This is a genomic window from Caloramator proteoclasticus DSM 10124, from assembly GCF_900129265.1.
GTDB classification, from domain to species: Bacteria; Bacillota; Clostridia; order Clostridiales; family Caloramatoraceae; genus Thermobrachium; species Thermobrachium proteoclasticum.
The window spans coordinates 21,238-37,999 of the sequence record NZ_FQVG01000023.1 but is presented as its reverse complement, the minus strand read 5'-3'; the positions used below and the strand labels follow the sequence as shown (position 1 = coordinate 37,999).

The following is a 16,762-nucleotide window of genomic DNA, read 5'->3' as shown; positions in this document are numbered from 1 at the left end:
AACAGAACTATAAATGAAATAGTTGAAGTTTCAATTTGAGGATTTATTCTTCCATCTTTTAACCCCTTGATTTTTTCTCCAAGATGGTATACCTTAGAGAAGTAGGTGAGCATTTGTTTTAAATAACGCTTGTTCATCTCAAAACATCCTTTCTATTAGGTTTGTAGCAAAATTCATTATAGAAAGGATGTTTTCATTTTTAAACCCTAAATTTTTTCCAGTAAAAATCGGAATTTACATATTTCAATTATTATTCATCTAAACCATTACATATCAAGGGGCTACGCCCTATTTATTTTTTAATCTGCGAAACTTCTGTTAACCCTAATGTTACCTTCACATTGAGTTTGGGTGACTTTGGGGACGGTTACTTATTTTTGAACATATGTTCATCATTAACACAATTACTTTTTCATCAATGTTTTTTATTTCTCAATCCAATTTAGGGACGGTTACTTATTTTAGCATTTATTAATTTAAAATACTCCCTAAAAGCTAAAACTGTGCAACAATTAGTATAGACCATCTCTATAGCTTAATAATACATAAATTAATTTTTGTGTAGTCAGCTTAGCATTTTATAAAGTAAAGAATTAAATTATTGTTTATATTGATTTTATTTTAATATTTATTTGTCCAACATATTATGTCTTTCTCAATCATAAAATTATCTCTCAATCCATTATTAATACTACATTATTTTAAAAATTTATACATATAAAGATATATAATTAGTTGCTACATATAAGTTTTTATTTGGGCTTGTCTATTACCACCATAATAAAATTTATATATTTTTTATATTTCAAAAAATTACTCCCTTTTCATCAAATGAATAATTTTTTATTTACTTTATAAAGCCTGTTGAAGTATTTCATTTATAATACATTCGTATTTTTTATTTCTTACCAACTCTGCTCCTATACTACACAATCTTGAAACTCTTGCTTGACCTATATTACCAAGCAATTTACATATATCAGCACACTTTAAATCACATAGTTTTCTTAATATAAAACAAATAAGAGCCTTAGCTTCAACACCGTCTCTTCTATATTTAAAAAGAGCATACTTATTTATATTAAACTTTTGCATAATAATCAAAATTATTTTTTCAGGTGAAAAATCTCTAACTAAAATTTTTCTCATACTTCTGTATTCAGTAGGTTCATTTGAAAATTCTTCTTTTTGTATATCTATAAATTTTTTAACTTTAAAAATAAAATCTCTATATTGTACACGTGCACTAACATCATTTAACCCAAACATTGATAAAACAAACACGTCATCAATTAAATCAAAATTGTCTTTCTTTAATCCTAAATATATTGCTAAAGAAGAAAAAGAATATTCCTCAGGATGATCCTCATACCCCTTAATTGCAGTTGCATTAAAATGAACATATGCTGTTAATGCAAAAAGATAACGTTCGCTCTTTACAATTTTGCTTTTAAATCTATCCTGAAATAAATGTCCGTGCCTTTTATGCCTTTTATTAAAGCACATAGCATATTTGTAGTTTATAAAATGCATTATTTTTGATATATCAGCACCATTTGCATCTATAATAAAATGTGCATGATTGTCCATTAAACAATATGCATACACTATAAATTCAAATTGTTCTTGAGCTTTTTTCATATAATTTAAATAATTAATTTTATCTTCATCATCCTTGAAAAGGTTTACTTCTGAAATACTCTTTACCATAATGTGATATATTGAATCGTATGATTTTTCTCTTGCCATTCTTGGCATAAAAAAATCACCTCCAAATGTTTTTATACTTATTTTTCCAATTATGAGGTGATTTTATACCATTATTACTATTTAATTATAAAAAATATAATGAATTTTAAAATATGCACTTTATTGCTAATGCTTAGTTTAAATAACAATAACACAAATTTATTTAAACTGACCAAAGTAAATATGCTAATTTCCATATCTACTTTGGTATAATTAATTTTTAAATAGAATTGTTATTGTTATTGCATTAATAAGTAACCGTCCCTAAATTGATAGTCCTATTTTAAATGCCTTTGTATTTATTTCTACTAACTTTTCAGGCAAAACATCTTTTATGACTCCATCCCAATCTAACTCCTCAAGTCCTAACGATTTAACTAATGCACCTAATATAACCATATTTTGTGTTTTTATATTGCCAACATCCTCAGCAATCTTTGATGCATTAAATAATTTATATTCTATGCCCGATTTTTCAAGCTCTTCTTCAATATTGTTTGGATACTCCTCCTTACCTATAAGTACAGGCAATGAGTATATCTCATAATCATTTACAATTAATTTACCATCCTTTTTTAAATAATTAATCCATCTTACAGCCTCAACCTTTTCAAAGGAAACAACGACATCAGCTTCACCTTCACCAATTAAGGGGGAATATACCTTATCTCCAAACCTTACTTGAGTTGTAACACTTCCTCCTCGTTGTGCCATTCCGTGAACTTCGGACATTTTGACATCATATCCATACTTTAATAGTCCCTCAGTAAGCACTTTTGATGCCAATATAATTCCTTGTCCACCAACACCAACGAACAATATATTTTTAACCATTAGAAATTCCCCCCCTTTTCAATTGCATCAAATTTGCATACCTGCTGACAAACTGTACAAGCATTGCACATATTCTTATCTATAACAATGTTGTTGTTCCTTATTGAAATAGCTGGACAACCTGTTCTCAAACAAACCTTACACTTTTTGCATTTTTCCTGGTTTATAACCAAATATTTTCCTGATCTCTTTTTTTGTACTTCTTTAATTAAAGCACAAGGTTGCTTTGTTATAATTACAAAGGGCTCGCTTGAATTATACGCATCCTTTACTGCCTCTTCAGTAGCCTTTAAATCATATGGGTCGACTACTCTTATATTTTCTTCCTTAATACCAATAGCCTTTACAATACTTAAAATGTCAATAACCTGAGTTATCTCACCCTTTATTGTCTTTCCTGTTCCTGGATTTTCTTGATGTCCTGTCATAGCTGTAATTCTATTATCTAAAATAACAGCAACTATTGGACTTTGGTTGTAGACTGCATCTATTAACCCTGTAATTCCTGAATGGAAGAAGGTTGAATCTCCAACAAATCCAAATATTTTTCCCCTTCTATTTGCCATTTTATATACCTTTTCAAATCCTATTGCTGCCGATATTCCAGCTCCCATACAAATAACTGTATCTGTAACATTAAGTGGTGGCATCATTCCTAAAGTATAACAGCCTATGTCACCTGTTGCTACAATATCTTTATACTTACTTACCGCATAAAAAATTCCTCTATGTGGGCAACCTGGACATAATACAGGTGGCCTTGATGGCACTTTTACATCTAAATTATACAATTCTCTTTTCTGATTTCCATAAAATGCTTCTCTTATAATATCTGGATTAAGTTCTCCACAGATTGGTATTATCTCTTTTCCTACACAGTCAATTCCCATTGACTTTATATAGTTTTCAAGATAAGGCTCGTTTTCTTCTATTACATATAACTTTTCAACTTCTTCTGCAAAGTTTCTTATCAACTCATCTGGTAGAGGATAACTAAATCCTATCTTTAAATATGATGCATTATCACCAAATACTTCTTTTGCATACTGATAAGAAACTCCACTTGTTACTATTCCTATTTTTTTATCCCCCCATTCTATTCTATTTAATGGAGTATTGTTTGATAATTCCTTTAGATTTTTTAACCTTTCTTCAACCTCAACGTGTTTTATTCTTGCATTTCCTGGAATCATAACATATTTCTTAACATTTTTCTCATAATCTCTAAATCCAACTTCTTCTCTTTCTGAAAGCTCAACCACACCTTTACTATGGGCAATTCTTGTTGTAATTCTAAATAAAATTGGAGTATCATACTTTTCACTTATTTCAAATGCATATTTTATGTAATCTTTGCATTCTTGGCTATCTGAAGGTTCAATCATTGCAACCTTTGCGTGTGGTGCATATAATCTATTGTCCTGTTCATTTTGTGAGCTGTGCATACCAGGATCATCTGCGGAAATTATAACTAAACCTCCATTTGCTCCTTCATATGCAATTGTAAAAAGTGGATCAGCAGCAACATTTAATCCTACGTGCTTCATTGCACAAAGTGCCCTTGCACCTGCAATTGATGCACCACAGGCTACCTCTACAGCAACCTTCTCATTTGGAGACCACTCCGAATAAATCTCTTCATATTGGGCTATATTTTCTAATATTTCTGTACTTGGAGTACCTGGATATGCTGCAGCAAATGTACATCCGGCTTCCCACGCTCCTCTGGCAATCGCCTCATTGCCTGACATTATTTTTTTCATCCTCATCCCCCCATATAGGTTATTTATTATTAGCAACCAAACTTCCAAGTGCTATGGAGTTTAGTTTTGCTTCGTGTGTATCTGCTCTTGAAACTAAAACTATTGGACATTTTGCCCCCATAATAACCCCTGCAGATTTTGCCTTTGCAAAATAAGTTAATGACTTTCCTAATATGTTTCCTGCCTCAATATTAGGAACAAGTAGTATATCTGCCTGACCTGCAACAGGACTTACAATACCCTTATGTTTTGCTGCCTCTATTGATATTGCATTATCAAGTGCCAATGGCCCATCAATAACACAATCTTTTATTTGTCCTCTTTGATTCATTTTAAATAAGGCAGCTGCATCAAGTGTAGCCTGCATATCAGGGTTTACAACTTCTACAGCACAAAGAGGAGCAACATGAATTGGATTTATTCCAAATGCCTTTGCTACCTTAACAGCATTATTTACTATTTGAACCTTTTGATAAAGGTCTGGATATGTAACCATACCACCATCAGTTAAAAAAAGAAGTTTATGATATGTTGGAACGTTATATACCATAACGTGACTTAAAAGCCCACTACCTCTTAGCCCCTTCTCCTTATCTAATACTGCCTTTAGAAGGTCTGCTGTGCCAATTAAACCCTTCATTAAAAAATCAGCAATATTATCTGCCACAAGTGATACAGCAATCCTTGCTGCATCTGTTAAACTATCTGTATGTATAACTTCGTATGAGTCAATATTAATTTTAAGTTCATTTGCTATTTTTAATATCTTATCCCTGTTACCTACAAGAATTGCATCAATTAATCCAAGTTTTGCAGCTTCATCCACCGCTAAAAGTACCTCTTCATCTTCTGCTGCTGCAACTGCAAGCTTCATCTTAGGCTGTTGCTTTACAATTTCAATCAATTCATCAAAATTTTTTATCATTGTTATTCACCCCCTATAAATTTACCTATTCTTATTTTATCAAATATTTTTTATATTTAAAATATTTTGTTTATTCCTCCTTCATCTTAATTGTCTCAATACCCTTAACACTTTCTAATAAACCCATTATTTCACCTGCATTTTGCATATACATAAGGTTTGTTGAAATTTCCACCTCAACATAATAATCATCTATTTTTTGAAGCTCTATATTAGTTATATTAATTTTCTTTTTGCCAAGTATACTTGCTATTTCTCCTATAACACCAGGTTCATCCTTTAAAATCATACTAAAAACAATATATCTTTTACCTTGAATGATTCTTTTCTCAATCCCCTTAAACCACCTTAAGCAAAAATAAATAAATAATGTTGTAACTATACCTTCAAAATAAAGACCAGAACCAACAGCAAGACCAATACAAGCAACAGCCCATATACTTGCTGCAGTAGTTAAGCCCTTTACGTTTACACCCTCCTTTAAAATAGTACCTGCACCTAAAAAACCTATACCACTTATGACTTGGGCTCCAAGCCTCATAGGATCATAATTAACTATAGAATTTAATTTATAATAGTCAATTGAAATTATCTGTACTAAAGTAGCACCAAGACATACTAAAACATGTGTACGAAGTCCTGCTGGTCTATTTTTAAATTCTCTTTCATAACCAACAGTTCCTCCTAATATAAAGGACAGCAATAATTTAAAGATAATAATAATATATCTTTCCATAAAATCACTCCTGCATTTTTTATATATATTAAATTATATTTTACTTATTGTACAGTAAAACATTAAAATTAGGGACGGTTACTTATTTTTTACAATATGTAACTCAAACAAATTTACATCAATTATAAATTTGGTAAAGACAAAGAATATTATGATATCACTATACTAAATAGAATTAAAATATACTATGTGCCTTTAAATCAATAATTGATAAAAACAGTCAAGTCTATATAATATTAATTTTTTAACGTTGTCTCTTACCCCTTATCGTTTGAGTATATTAAAAAATAAGTAACCGTCCCTATTTAATTGTGCAGTTTTTTTAAGAGATTCTCTCCAATTCCACCCTATCTTTCTATAGTATTCTTAAAAAAAGAAAGGACAGGCATCCTAATCGAACCCCCACATCAACAATTAGCAAAGAACAAAAATCAATAAGTTCTAAAAATAAGTAACTGTCCCTAAATTAAAAAGGATATCCTATTTTATTTGGACATCCTTTAATTTAGTATTCATTATACTTTTCAGCTCCTCTAATCTCTCCTTAGATAGAGGCTCTACACCTTCAAGCCTATACTTCATACCCAGCTCAGCATATTTATTTACTCCGTGCACATGATATGGCAGAAGCTCTACCTTTTCAACATTTGGGATGGTGTTAATATAATCAGCAAGAGCCATTATATGTTCTTCTTTATCCGTTATACCTGGAACAACAACGTGTCTTATCCAAAGCTTTGTGTTGTTTCTTTTAACCGCATCTAAAAATTCTAAAAACCCATGCCTATCATAACCTGTAAGCTTTTTATGTTCAACATCTTCAATATGCTTTATATCAAGAAGCACTAAATCTGTATATCTTAATATTTCATCATACATACCAATTCCATATCCTGATGTATCAAGAGTTGTGTGTATTCCTTCCTCTTTACATCTTCTAAAAAATTCTATTACAAATTCAGGCTGGAGGAGGGGGTCTCCGCCTGAAAGTGTAACACCGCCGCCCGAATGATTAAAATATATTTTATACCTCTTGACCTTCTGCAAAAGCTCATCAACTGTTATTTCAAATCCACCATTTCTATCCCAAGTATCAGGGTTGTGGCAATAGGCACATCTTAGTTTGCATCCCTGCATAAAAACTACAACTCTTATTCCAGGTCCATCAACAAGTCCCATTGTTTCAATGGAATGAACTCTTGCCTTTAACATTTCCTACTCCCCTTTATATTCTTTCATGGAATGTTCTCTTTATAACATCAAGTTGTTGTTCCTTTGTTAGTCTTGTAAAGTTTACTGCATATCCTGAAACTCTTATTGTAAGTGTTGGATACTTTTCTGGATGTTCCATAGCATCCATAAGTGTTTCTCTATTTAACACGTTAACATTTAGGTGGTGTGCATTTTGTGCAAAGTATCCATCCATTATTGCAACAAGATTATTTACTCTCTCCTCCATATCCTTTCCAAGTGCATCTGGAAGTATTGAGAATGTATTTGATACCCCATCCATACAGCTTGTGTATGGTATCTTTGCAACTGAGTTAAGTGATGCAAGTGCACCTTGGATATCTCTTCCGTGCATTGGATTTGCACCTGGAGCAAATGGTTCACCCTTCTTTCTTCCATCTGGTGTTGAACCAGTCTTCTTACCATATACAACATTTGATGTTATTGTTAATACTGAAAGTGTGTGTATTGCATTTCTGTATGTTGCATGTTTCTTTAGCTTTTCTATAAATCTTTCTGCAAGCTCAACTGCTATTTGGTCTACTCTATCATCATCATTTCCGTATTTTGGATATTCACCTTCAACTTCAAAATCTACTGCTATTCCATCTACTCTTATTGGCTTAACCTTTGCATATTTTATAGCACTTAATGAGTCTGCTGCAACTGATAGACCAGCTATACCAAAGGCCATAAGTCTTTCAACTTCTGTATCGTGCAGTGCCATTTGTAGTGATTCATAAGCATACTTATCATGCATATAGTGTATTACATTCATAGTATTTACGTAAAGGCCTGCCAGCCATTCCATAGTCTCATCAAATCTTCTCATTACGTCATCATAATCTAAGTATTCACCTTGTGGAATATCTGTCTTTGGTCCTATTTGCATTCCAAGCTTTTCATCAACACCACCATTTATTGAGTAAAGTAGTGCCTTAGCAAGGTTTGCTCTTGCTCCAAAGAATTGCATTTGCTTTCCAACCTTCATAGCAGATACGCAGCAAGCAATAGCATAGTCATCACCAAATATTGGTCTCATAACATCGTCATTTTCATATTGTATTGAGTCTGTCTTTATTGACATTTCTGCACAGAACTTCTTAAAGTTTTCTGGAAGTTTAGTTGACCAAAGCACTGTCATATTTGGTTCTGGTGCAGGACCAAGATTTACAAGTGTGTGTAGGAATCTGAAGCTGTTCTTTGTTACAAGTGTTCTTCCATCTACACCCATACCACCAATAGCTTCTGTTATCCAAGTTGGATCTCCAGCAAATAGTTCATTATATTCAGGTGTTCTTAGGTGTCTTGCCATTCTTAGCTTCATAACAAATTGGTCTATAAGTTCTTGTGCTTCAACTTCAGTTATAACGCCATTTCTTAAGTCTCTTTCTATATATATATCAAGGAATGTACTTACTCTTCCAAGGGACATTGCAGCACCATTTTGTTGTTTTATTGCTGCAAGGTATGCAAAGTAAACCCATTGAACTGCTTCCTTTGCATCCTTTGCTGGTTTTGAAACATCATAACCATATGAAGCAGCCATCTTCTTTAATTCTTCAAGTGCCTTAATTTGTTCAGTTATCTCTTCTCTTAGTCTAATTACTTCTTCAGTCATTGCCCCAACAAGCTTTTTCTTATCTTGTTGTTTCTTTTCTATTAAATAGTCTGCCCCATATAATGCAAGTCTTCTGTAGTCACCTATTATTCTTCCTCTACCATATGCATCTGGAAGACCTGTTATAACACCTGATTTTCTTGCAAGCTTCATTTCATCTGTGTAGGCGTCAAATACACCTTGATTGTGTGTCTTTCTATATTTTGTAAATATATCTACTATTTCTTGGTTAACTTTATATCCATAAGCTTCTGCAGCTTGAACAGCCATTCTTATTCCGCCCCAAGGATTAACTATTCTCTTAAGTGGAGCATCTGTTTGAAAACCAACAATCACTTCATTTTCTTTATCTAAATATCCAGGCTTATATGCATTTACTTCTGAAACAGTTTCAGTATCTACATCTATTACACCCTTTTTTATTTCTTCTATTATAAGCTTCTTTGCTTCTTCCCAAAGCTTTGTAGTCTTTTCTGAAGTAGGTGCTAAAAATGATGCATCTCCTTCATATGGTGTATAGTTCTTTTGTATAAAATCTCTTACATCTATCTCTTCAGTCCAACGACCCTCAACAAAACCTTGCCATTCATTAAATCTCATAGTCATTACCTCCTTATGTAGAACATCTTTCTTAAGTCTATTATATACCTTTTTGTTATCTGTATCAATATCTTTTTTTGCTTATTTTTCAATTATTTTTATCGCTTTTTGCAAGCTGTTATATTACACAAATCCATCTGTTATATTGATAAAAAATAGATAATATTGTTAAGTTTCTGACAATAATAATTATTACTTAACTCCTATTTACTTTATTTTAGGTTATAAAAGTACAGAAATACATTAAATCTATCCAAGTTTATTTGACACACTTTAAGCAAAAAAATTTTTTATCAATCAATTAAAATTAGATTAAAACAAAAGTTGTGCTCCTCTAAAAGCAATTATAATTATCTCTTATCAAACCAAATAAGAAGTAGAAAACTATACCTTCTAATCATAACCAAACCTAATTTGGCTATAATAAAAAAAGCCCTTTGAAGGTTTTGTTATCATTCGTTCATTTCACTAATCTAAGCTTTTGTTTAAAAAGTCCTACCCTTGCTATGCCCTCATCCGTAAAGGTCACTAACTTGGCACACCTGTACAAAATTAAGGACTTTTACAAAATCAAAAAGCTAAGACTTATCAAATACCTTCATTGGGCTTTTTGTATACCAATTATCACTATATTTATTAATTATATTATTCTTTATTCCATATTCCTTAATATCTTATAACTCTCTCATCTATATCCCTAATGCTGTTACATCCTGTTAAAATCATTGCAGACTTCAATTCTCCTGCTATTTTGTCTATATATGCCCTAACTCCTTCTTCTCCTCCACCAAAGGATGCAGTTACAAATGGCCTTCCAATCAAAACAGCATCTGCACCAAGTGCTAACATTTTTAGAACATCAACACCTGTCCTAACTCCACCATCTGCAAGTATTGTAATCTTGCCCTTTACAACCTTTGCAATCTCTGGCAATACCTCTGCAACTCCCGGAGTATGGTCTAATACCCTTCCACCGTGATTTGATACAACAATAGCACTTGCCCCAGTTTCAACAGCAAACATTGCATCCTCAACAGTCATAACTCCCTTTAATATAAATGGTAATTTAGTTGATTGAACCAACTCTCTAATCTCTTCAACCGTTTTAGGACCTACAGGTTTCCCATAAAGTGCTAAGGTTATAAGACCTGCTGCATCTATATCAACTCCAACTGCAAATACACCAGCATCTTCTGCCATTTTTATCTTTGAAATTATGTTTTTGTTCTCCCAAGGCTTTATTATTGCAATTCCTTGGCCTCCAACCTTTTTGAGCTCCTCTAAATTTGTTGGTAAAAAGGCATCTACGGCAGTATCTCCAACTATAGGATAAATTCCTCCACTTAAACATCCCTTTATTACCCAGGAAATATACTCTCTTTCTGTAAATTTACCTCCCATATTAAGAGTTGTACCTGATACCGGTGCTGCCATAACTGGAATTCTTAATTTCTTACCAAATAGTTCTATAGATGTATCTGGATCCTTAGCACTATGAATTACCCTCATATTAACTTTAACTCTATCAAGTGCCTCATAGTTTGCTAAAAATGCACTGCCTGTACCTGTACCACCCATTCCAGGAACTTCTCCAGCACAGGCCCTACCATTACAAACACTACAAACTCTACAGCTGCCATTTAGATTTTCCTTTGCCCTTTTTAATACTTCTTTATAATCCATAACTCCTCCCCCATTCATATTTTATTTTTTTCAATTATTTCACCATTATTTAAATTAACAAATACTATGTATCCATCCTCATAATATGCAAACGAAGGAATACCATCTCCCTTTGGTACAGATATACTTCCAGGATTTATAATTACAGAGTCTTTATACTTTTCAAATCTTCTTATATGCGTATGTCCTAAGACCATAACATCAATTTTAAATCTATCAATCATCATTTTTATCTCATCATCGTTATATTCGTGGCCGTGATTTACCATAAATCTTACTCCATCCTTTTCATAAAATACAACTGGAGTAAAAACAGGATACTCTAAAACCATTAAATCTACTTCTGCATCACAATTTCCTCTTGCAATAATAAGTTCTTTTTGGTTATTTTTAAACTCCTCTATTAATCCTTGTGGATTATACCCTTCTAAAATTGGATTTCTTGGCCCGTGATATAAAACATCACCTGCACATAGTACAACATCTGCATCCTTTAAAAGTTCCATTGCACTTTTAAATCTTTGTGGATAACCGTGGATATCACTTATAAAACCTATTTTCATATTATATCCTCCTCTCTTTTTTTACTCATAACTATAAGATTATGATATTTTCCATTCTTATATATTCTATCTCTAAGCTCACCCTCAAATTCAAAACCAAGTTTTCTGTATAAATTTAAAGCTGCTTTATTATCACTTAATACGTGAAGATACACAAGATTCATATTCATCTCATTAAATATAAAATCAAGTCCTGTCCTTAAGGCATCTTCACCCAATCCCTTTCCCCTTTGATTTTTATCATAGATTACTATGCCAATCTCACAGTTTCTATATTCCCATTTTATTTTATCTATTATAAAAAGCCCTATCGGTTTTCTATCCTGATTATCAATAACAAAAATTCTTTTACTTGCCTCTTCCTCAGAAGATAAAACATAAGAATCTGCATAACGTCTTGATAATGGGTAAATTATATCTAAATTTATATTAGTGTCCCTATCATTAAGCCAAGCTGAAATTATTCTTGAATCCTCAAGCTCAACTGCCCTTAAAAAAACTTTTTTTCCAGAAAGCAATATAACACCTCCCCTTCCATTTAGCATAATTATACCATAAAAAAATAAAGACTGCCTCAGGTTTTTCCTAAATGGCAGTCTTTTAAGCTTAATTAGTTCTTTCTAAGATATTTGTAAACTGGAAGTCCAACTAATGTTACAACCACACCATAAAGTGCATATGTTGTGTTTGTAAGAAGTGTATTTATTAGTATAAACACACCACCCGCAATACCTATAAGTGGTATTATTGGGAATAATGGTACTTCATATGGTCTGTGTAGATGTGGGAAATTCTTTCTTAAAATAAATACACCTGCAACAGCCATAGTAAAGAATATCCAAAGTACAAACACAACAAGTTCTGTTAATATATCAAAGGAACCTGTTGCAACATATATTGTAGTCATAACAAATGTTAAAACCATAGCATTAACAGGAGTTCCATACTTTTCATTTTCCTTTGATAAAACTTCGTGATAAGGAAGAAGTCTTTCCTTTGCCATCGCATAAGGAACTCTTGTACCAGTTAATATATATCCATTTAAAGCACCAAATATAGATATCAATATTCCAGCTGATATAAATGCTGCTCCTCCTTCACCAAATAGAACCTTAGCAACATCTGATGCTGCCTTTTTAGAAGCCATTATTTCTTCAACTGGAAGTACATTTATTAAAGCAACATTTAATGTGATATATGCAACCATAACAAGTAGTAATCCACCTATTATAGCTCTTGGTAGGTTCTTGCCCGGATTTTCTATTTCTCCTGCAATATTTCCTACATTTATCCAGCCATCATATGCCCAAAGTGTTCCAAGTATTGCAGCTCCAAATCCAGCAGTTGTACTTGCATTTGACACTATTGGAGTAAAGTTATGAGCTTGGCCTTTAAGTAAACCAAATATTACTAAAACAAATATTGGTAGTAGTTTTGCTACTGTCGCTACTGATTGAAGCTTTCCACCAAACTTAGTTGAAAGCATATTTACTATCATTAAAAATCCTATAACTCCAACTGCTAATAGTTTTTGTTGAAAATCTGTTAAAGTAACAAAGGCAGTTGCCTGTGTTGCAAATACTATACCAAGTGCAGCCATTGAACCTGGTATGTATACTAATGTCTGTACCCATCCTAATAGGAAGGCCCATTTTTCTCCATACAATTCCTTAAGATATGCAAATAATCCGCCTGTTTTTGGAATTGCTGCTGCTATTTCCGCAACAGTAAGTCCTGCTGCCATTGTAATAATTCCACCTACTACCCAAGCAAGAATTCCAAGTCCAGGTGCTCCTGCATCAGTAAAAACCTTTGCTGGTTTAAAGAAAATACCTGAACCTATTACAACACCAATTACTACTGCTATTGCTTCAATAAGTCCTAAACTCTTTTTCTGCTGTACTTGATAATTTTGTTCCTTTAAAGCTTGCATTCTACCCTTCCTTCCTGTGTAATTCGATATTTTTTTACTTTTTTCGACTTTATTATTTTACTAAAAAGAATGATTTATTTCAACACAGTTTTCTTAAAAAATTTTTAATAATCAATTTTCATAATTTTCTCTATTGTTTTATAATCTATATCATCTTCGGTATAAACCTTTATTCCATTTTGAATTAAAAGCTCTGTTGTTACTCCATTTCCGCTTTTCAATTTACCACTAAAACTTCCATCATATATAAATCCACACCCACAAGATGGACTTTTTGATTTAAATATTGCAATTTTCACATCATAGAGGTTTGCTAATTTTAAAGTTTCATAGGCACCCTTTACAAAGTTTTGTGTTACATCTTCCCCACAAACATTGACTACTTTCCCTATTCCATCCAAAACCTTTTTTGCATCCTCTGCTTGTATTTCTGCTGGTTTCCTTGGAGTGCTAAGTCCTCCTAATTGTTCTGGGCAAACAGGTATTAAATTATATTTTTTAATTAAATCAACTACTTTTTGATTTTTATTATCACCCCCACTGTATTTACAGCATACACCTAATAAACACGCACTTACTAAAATCATAAAATCACTCCTTAGATATATTACAATTTATATTATATTTCGACATTTTTCAATAATTTAATCAAAAACTTAATATAAATTTTTCTTAATGTATTTTAATATAAATTTAAAAACATACTTATGAAATATATAAAGGGCTGTCTATATATAGATACTTAGACAGCCCTCCTTTTCTATTTTAATTCAACAATTGTTACTCCACTTCCACCTTCACTAATATCTCCCGAACGCATTGATTTTACATAGTGATGCTTTCTTAATGCCTGCTTTATTCCCTCTCTTAAGGCTCCAGTTCCTTTACCGTGTATAATTCTTACTAAATTAAGTCCTGCAAGATATGCATCATCTAAATATTTGTCTAAATTGTATAGTGCCTCATCTACAGTCTGTCCTCTTAAATCAATCTCCGTTGATATATTTTGTGCCTTTTGCTTTATTATATTAGCAATTCCCGATTTTTTAACTTCTTTTTTTTCCTGTTCTACCCTCTTTAGTTTATTCAAAGGAACATTCATCTTTATAATACCTATTTGTACCTGAACCTCTCCCTTTGAATCTGGCTTTGATAGAACAACTCCCTTTTGTGAAACTGTTGTTACAAATACCTCATCTCCCACGTTAACATCCTCTAATGCTTCAAATTCTTCCTCCTTCTTTTCAATGGACTTCTTATTTAATTCATCAATATTTTCCTTAAGCTTTCTTCTTGCCTCTTCTGCCTGCTTTAAAGAGACTGCTTCACTGTTTTTCTTAAGTTCAACAAGTTCCTTTACTATTGAATCTGCCTCATATTTTGCCTGCTGCAGTATTCTTCTTGCCTCATCCTGTGCCTTTTTTATAATATTTTCTCTCTGACTATCAAGTTTAAACTTCTTTTCAGAAAGCTGCCTCTTTATTTCAAGAGATTCCCTTTTAATTGCTTCAATCTCCTCATATTCTTTTTCAAGTTGTATAGTTTTATTTTGAAGTGCCTGTATTACATCCTCAAATCTTGCTGCATCCTTTGAAATCTTTAACTTCGCATTTTCAATAATTTCATTACTCAACCCAAGCCTTTTTGATATTTCAAAGGCATTAGACTTTCCTGGAATTCCAATTAAAAGCCTGTAGGTTGGTCTTAAGGTTTCAACATCAAATTCTACACTTGCATTTTCAAAACCTTCCTTCTCCATAGCAAAAACCTTAAGTTCGCTATAATGGGTGGTTGCAACTATCTTTGCACCCTTTTCAAATATATACTCAAGTATTGACATCGCAAGGGCTGCTCCCTCTGTTGGGTCTGTTCCAGCTCCAAGCTCATCCACAAGAATTAGTGATGTTTCATCTACTTCCTTTAATATGTTTACTATATTTGTCATATGAGAGGAAAAGGTTGATAGGCTCTGTTCTATACTTTGCTCATCTCCAATATCTGCAAACACCTTATTAAACACAGATACCTGCGAACCAGAGGAGGCTGGTATTGCAAGTCCTGTCATTGCCATTAGTGTTAAAAGTCCTGTAGTCTTTAAAGTAACAGTCTTTCCTCCTGTATTAGGGCCTGTTATAACAAGTGCCTTATACGTATCACCTAACTTAACATCAATTGGTACTACTACTTCCTTATCTATTAAAGGATGTCTTGCCCTTTTTAAATTAATAAGCCCTCTTTGGTTAATCTCAGGAATTGATGCATCTAAATCAAGTCCAAATCTTCCCTTTGCTAATATAAAATCGATGTATCCTATGTTTAGATTATTATGTTCTAACATATCTGCATTATCTGCAACCTTTACACTTAGTTCATAAAGAATTCTTTCAATCTCTTGCTTTTCCTTAAGCATAAGCTCCTTAATTTCATTATTAAGTTCAACTACAGCCATAGGTTCAATAAAAAGAGTTGAACCGCTTGCAGATTGGTCGTGTACAAGGCCTGGAACGTTTCCTTTAAATTCAGCCTTTACAGGAAGAACATATCTATCTCCCCTTAATGTTATAATTGGATCCTGAAGATATTTAGAATAGCTTTGGAGCATTGACTGAAGTTTTTCTTTAACCTTTGCATTTTTGTCCCTTATTGCTCTTCTTATGCTATATAGCTTTTCACTTGCTCTATCTGATATTTCTGATTCGCTTATTATCTTTGTTTCAATCTCATTTTCAAGTCCCTTTATTGTAGCCAATGAATCGATTATTTCATATATAATAGGGCATATTTCCTGCTTGTTACCATCCTTCATAAACTCCTTAAGTTGTCTTGTACATCTTAATAGTGCATTTACCCTCAAAAGCTCTATAGGTTGAAGAGTATATCCCATCTTTGCCCTCTTTAAAGTATCCTGCAAATCATAGGTAACACTAATAGGTAAACTACCCCATTTTAAAACAACCTCAAAACCTTCCCTTGTTTCCTCAAGTCTTTCTCTAACTTCGTGAATATTGCTTGAGGGCTTTAATTCTCTTATCATTTTTTTTGCAATTTCAGTTGTGGCTCTCATCTGAAGCATATCAATTATTTTATTATACTCAAGTATCCTTAAAGTCTTTTCGTTCATAATT

Annotated in this window: 13 protein-coding genes; all 13 read right to left on the bottom strand. The window is 32.5% G+C overall.

All coding sequences use genetic code 11. The features are described from left to right. Positions 1-852: 852 nt before the first annotated feature. Complete coding sequence (locus BUB63_RS06835; protein ID WP_073248659.1) at positions 853-1,758, bottom strand: transposase; 906 nt, start codon at positions 1,756-1,758, stop codon at positions 853-855. 255 nt (positions 1,759-2,013) lie between these two features. After that, positions 2,014-2,583: an indolepyruvate oxidoreductase subunit beta gene (locus tag BUB63_RS06830; protein ID WP_073248657.1), complete on the bottom strand. Its 570-nt coding sequence runs from the start codon at positions 2,581-2,583 to the stop codon at positions 2,014-2,016. Further along, the gene (iorA, locus tag BUB63_RS06825; RefSeq protein WP_073248655.1) at positions 2,583-4,346 is read right to left on the bottom strand and encodes an indolepyruvate ferredoxin oxidoreductase subunit alpha; all 1,764 of its coding nucleotides are present in this window, start codon (positions 4,344-4,346) and stop codon (positions 2,583-2,585) included. Before iorA ends, BUB63_RS06830 begins: the two co-directional genes overlap by 1 nt. Before the next feature lie 19 nt (positions 4,347-4,365). Continuing rightward, positions 4,366-5,271 (bottom strand): phosphate butyryltransferase, encoded by a 906-nt coding sequence (locus BUB63_RS06820; protein WP_073248652.1) that lies wholly within the window; start codon positions 5,269-5,271, stop codon positions 4,366-4,368. Positions 5,272-5,341: 70 nt separating this feature from the next. Next, the gene (locus tag BUB63_RS06815; RefSeq protein WP_027307633.1) at positions 5,342-6,007 is read right to left on the bottom strand and encodes an MgtC/SapB family protein; all 666 of its coding nucleotides are present in this window, start codon (positions 6,005-6,007) and stop codon (positions 5,342-5,344) included. A 480-nt stretch (positions 6,008-6,487) separates the two neighbouring features. Continuing rightward, positions 6,488-7,219, bottom strand: coding sequence for a pyruvate formate-lyase-activating protein (gene pflA / locus BUB63_RS06810; RefSeq protein WP_073248650.1), 732 nt, complete (start codon positions 7,217-7,219; stop codon positions 6,488-6,490). Positions 7,220-7,232: 13 nt separating this feature from the next. Further along, complete coding sequence (gene pflB / locus BUB63_RS06805; protein ID WP_073248648.1) at positions 7,233-9,458, bottom strand: formate C-acetyltransferase; 2,226 nt, start codon at positions 9,456-9,458, stop codon at positions 7,233-7,235. A gap of 666 nt (positions 9,459-10,124) precedes the next feature. Next, positions 10,125-11,141, bottom strand: coding sequence for an alpha-hydroxy-acid oxidizing protein (locus BUB63_RS06800; protein ID WP_027307636.1), 1,017 nt, complete (start codon positions 11,139-11,141; stop codon positions 10,125-10,127). 14 nt (positions 11,142-11,155) lie between these two features. After that, positions 11,156-11,704, bottom strand: coding sequence for a phosphodiesterase (yfcE, locus tag BUB63_RS06795; RefSeq protein WP_073248646.1), 549 nt, complete (start codon positions 11,702-11,704; stop codon positions 11,156-11,158). Further along, on the bottom strand, positions 11,701-12,222 hold the full coding sequence (locus BUB63_RS06790; RefSeq protein WP_027307638.1) for a GNAT family N-acetyltransferase: 522 nt from the start codon (positions 12,220-12,222) through the stop codon (positions 11,701-11,703). Before BUB63_RS06790 ends, yfcE begins: the two co-directional genes overlap by 4 nt. A 92-nt stretch (positions 12,223-12,314) precedes the next feature. Next, positions 12,315-13,637, bottom strand: a complete 1,323-nt coding sequence (locus BUB63_RS06785; protein WP_073248644.1) for an APC family permease — start codon at positions 13,635-13,637, stop codon at positions 12,315-12,317. A gap of 104 nt (positions 13,638-13,741) precedes the next feature. Then, the gene (locus tag BUB63_RS06780) at positions 13,742-14,224 is read right to left on the bottom strand and encodes a 2-thiouracil desulfurase family protein (protein ID WP_073248642.1); all 483 of its coding nucleotides are present in this window, start codon (positions 14,222-14,224) and stop codon (positions 13,742-13,744) included. 173 nt (positions 14,225-14,397) lie between these two features. Then, positions 14,398-16,758 (bottom strand): endonuclease MutS2, encoded by a 2,361-nt coding sequence (locus tag BUB63_RS06775; protein ID WP_073248663.1) that lies wholly within the window; start codon positions 16,756-16,758, stop codon positions 14,398-14,400. Between the last annotated feature and the right edge of the window lie 4 nt (positions 16,759-16,762).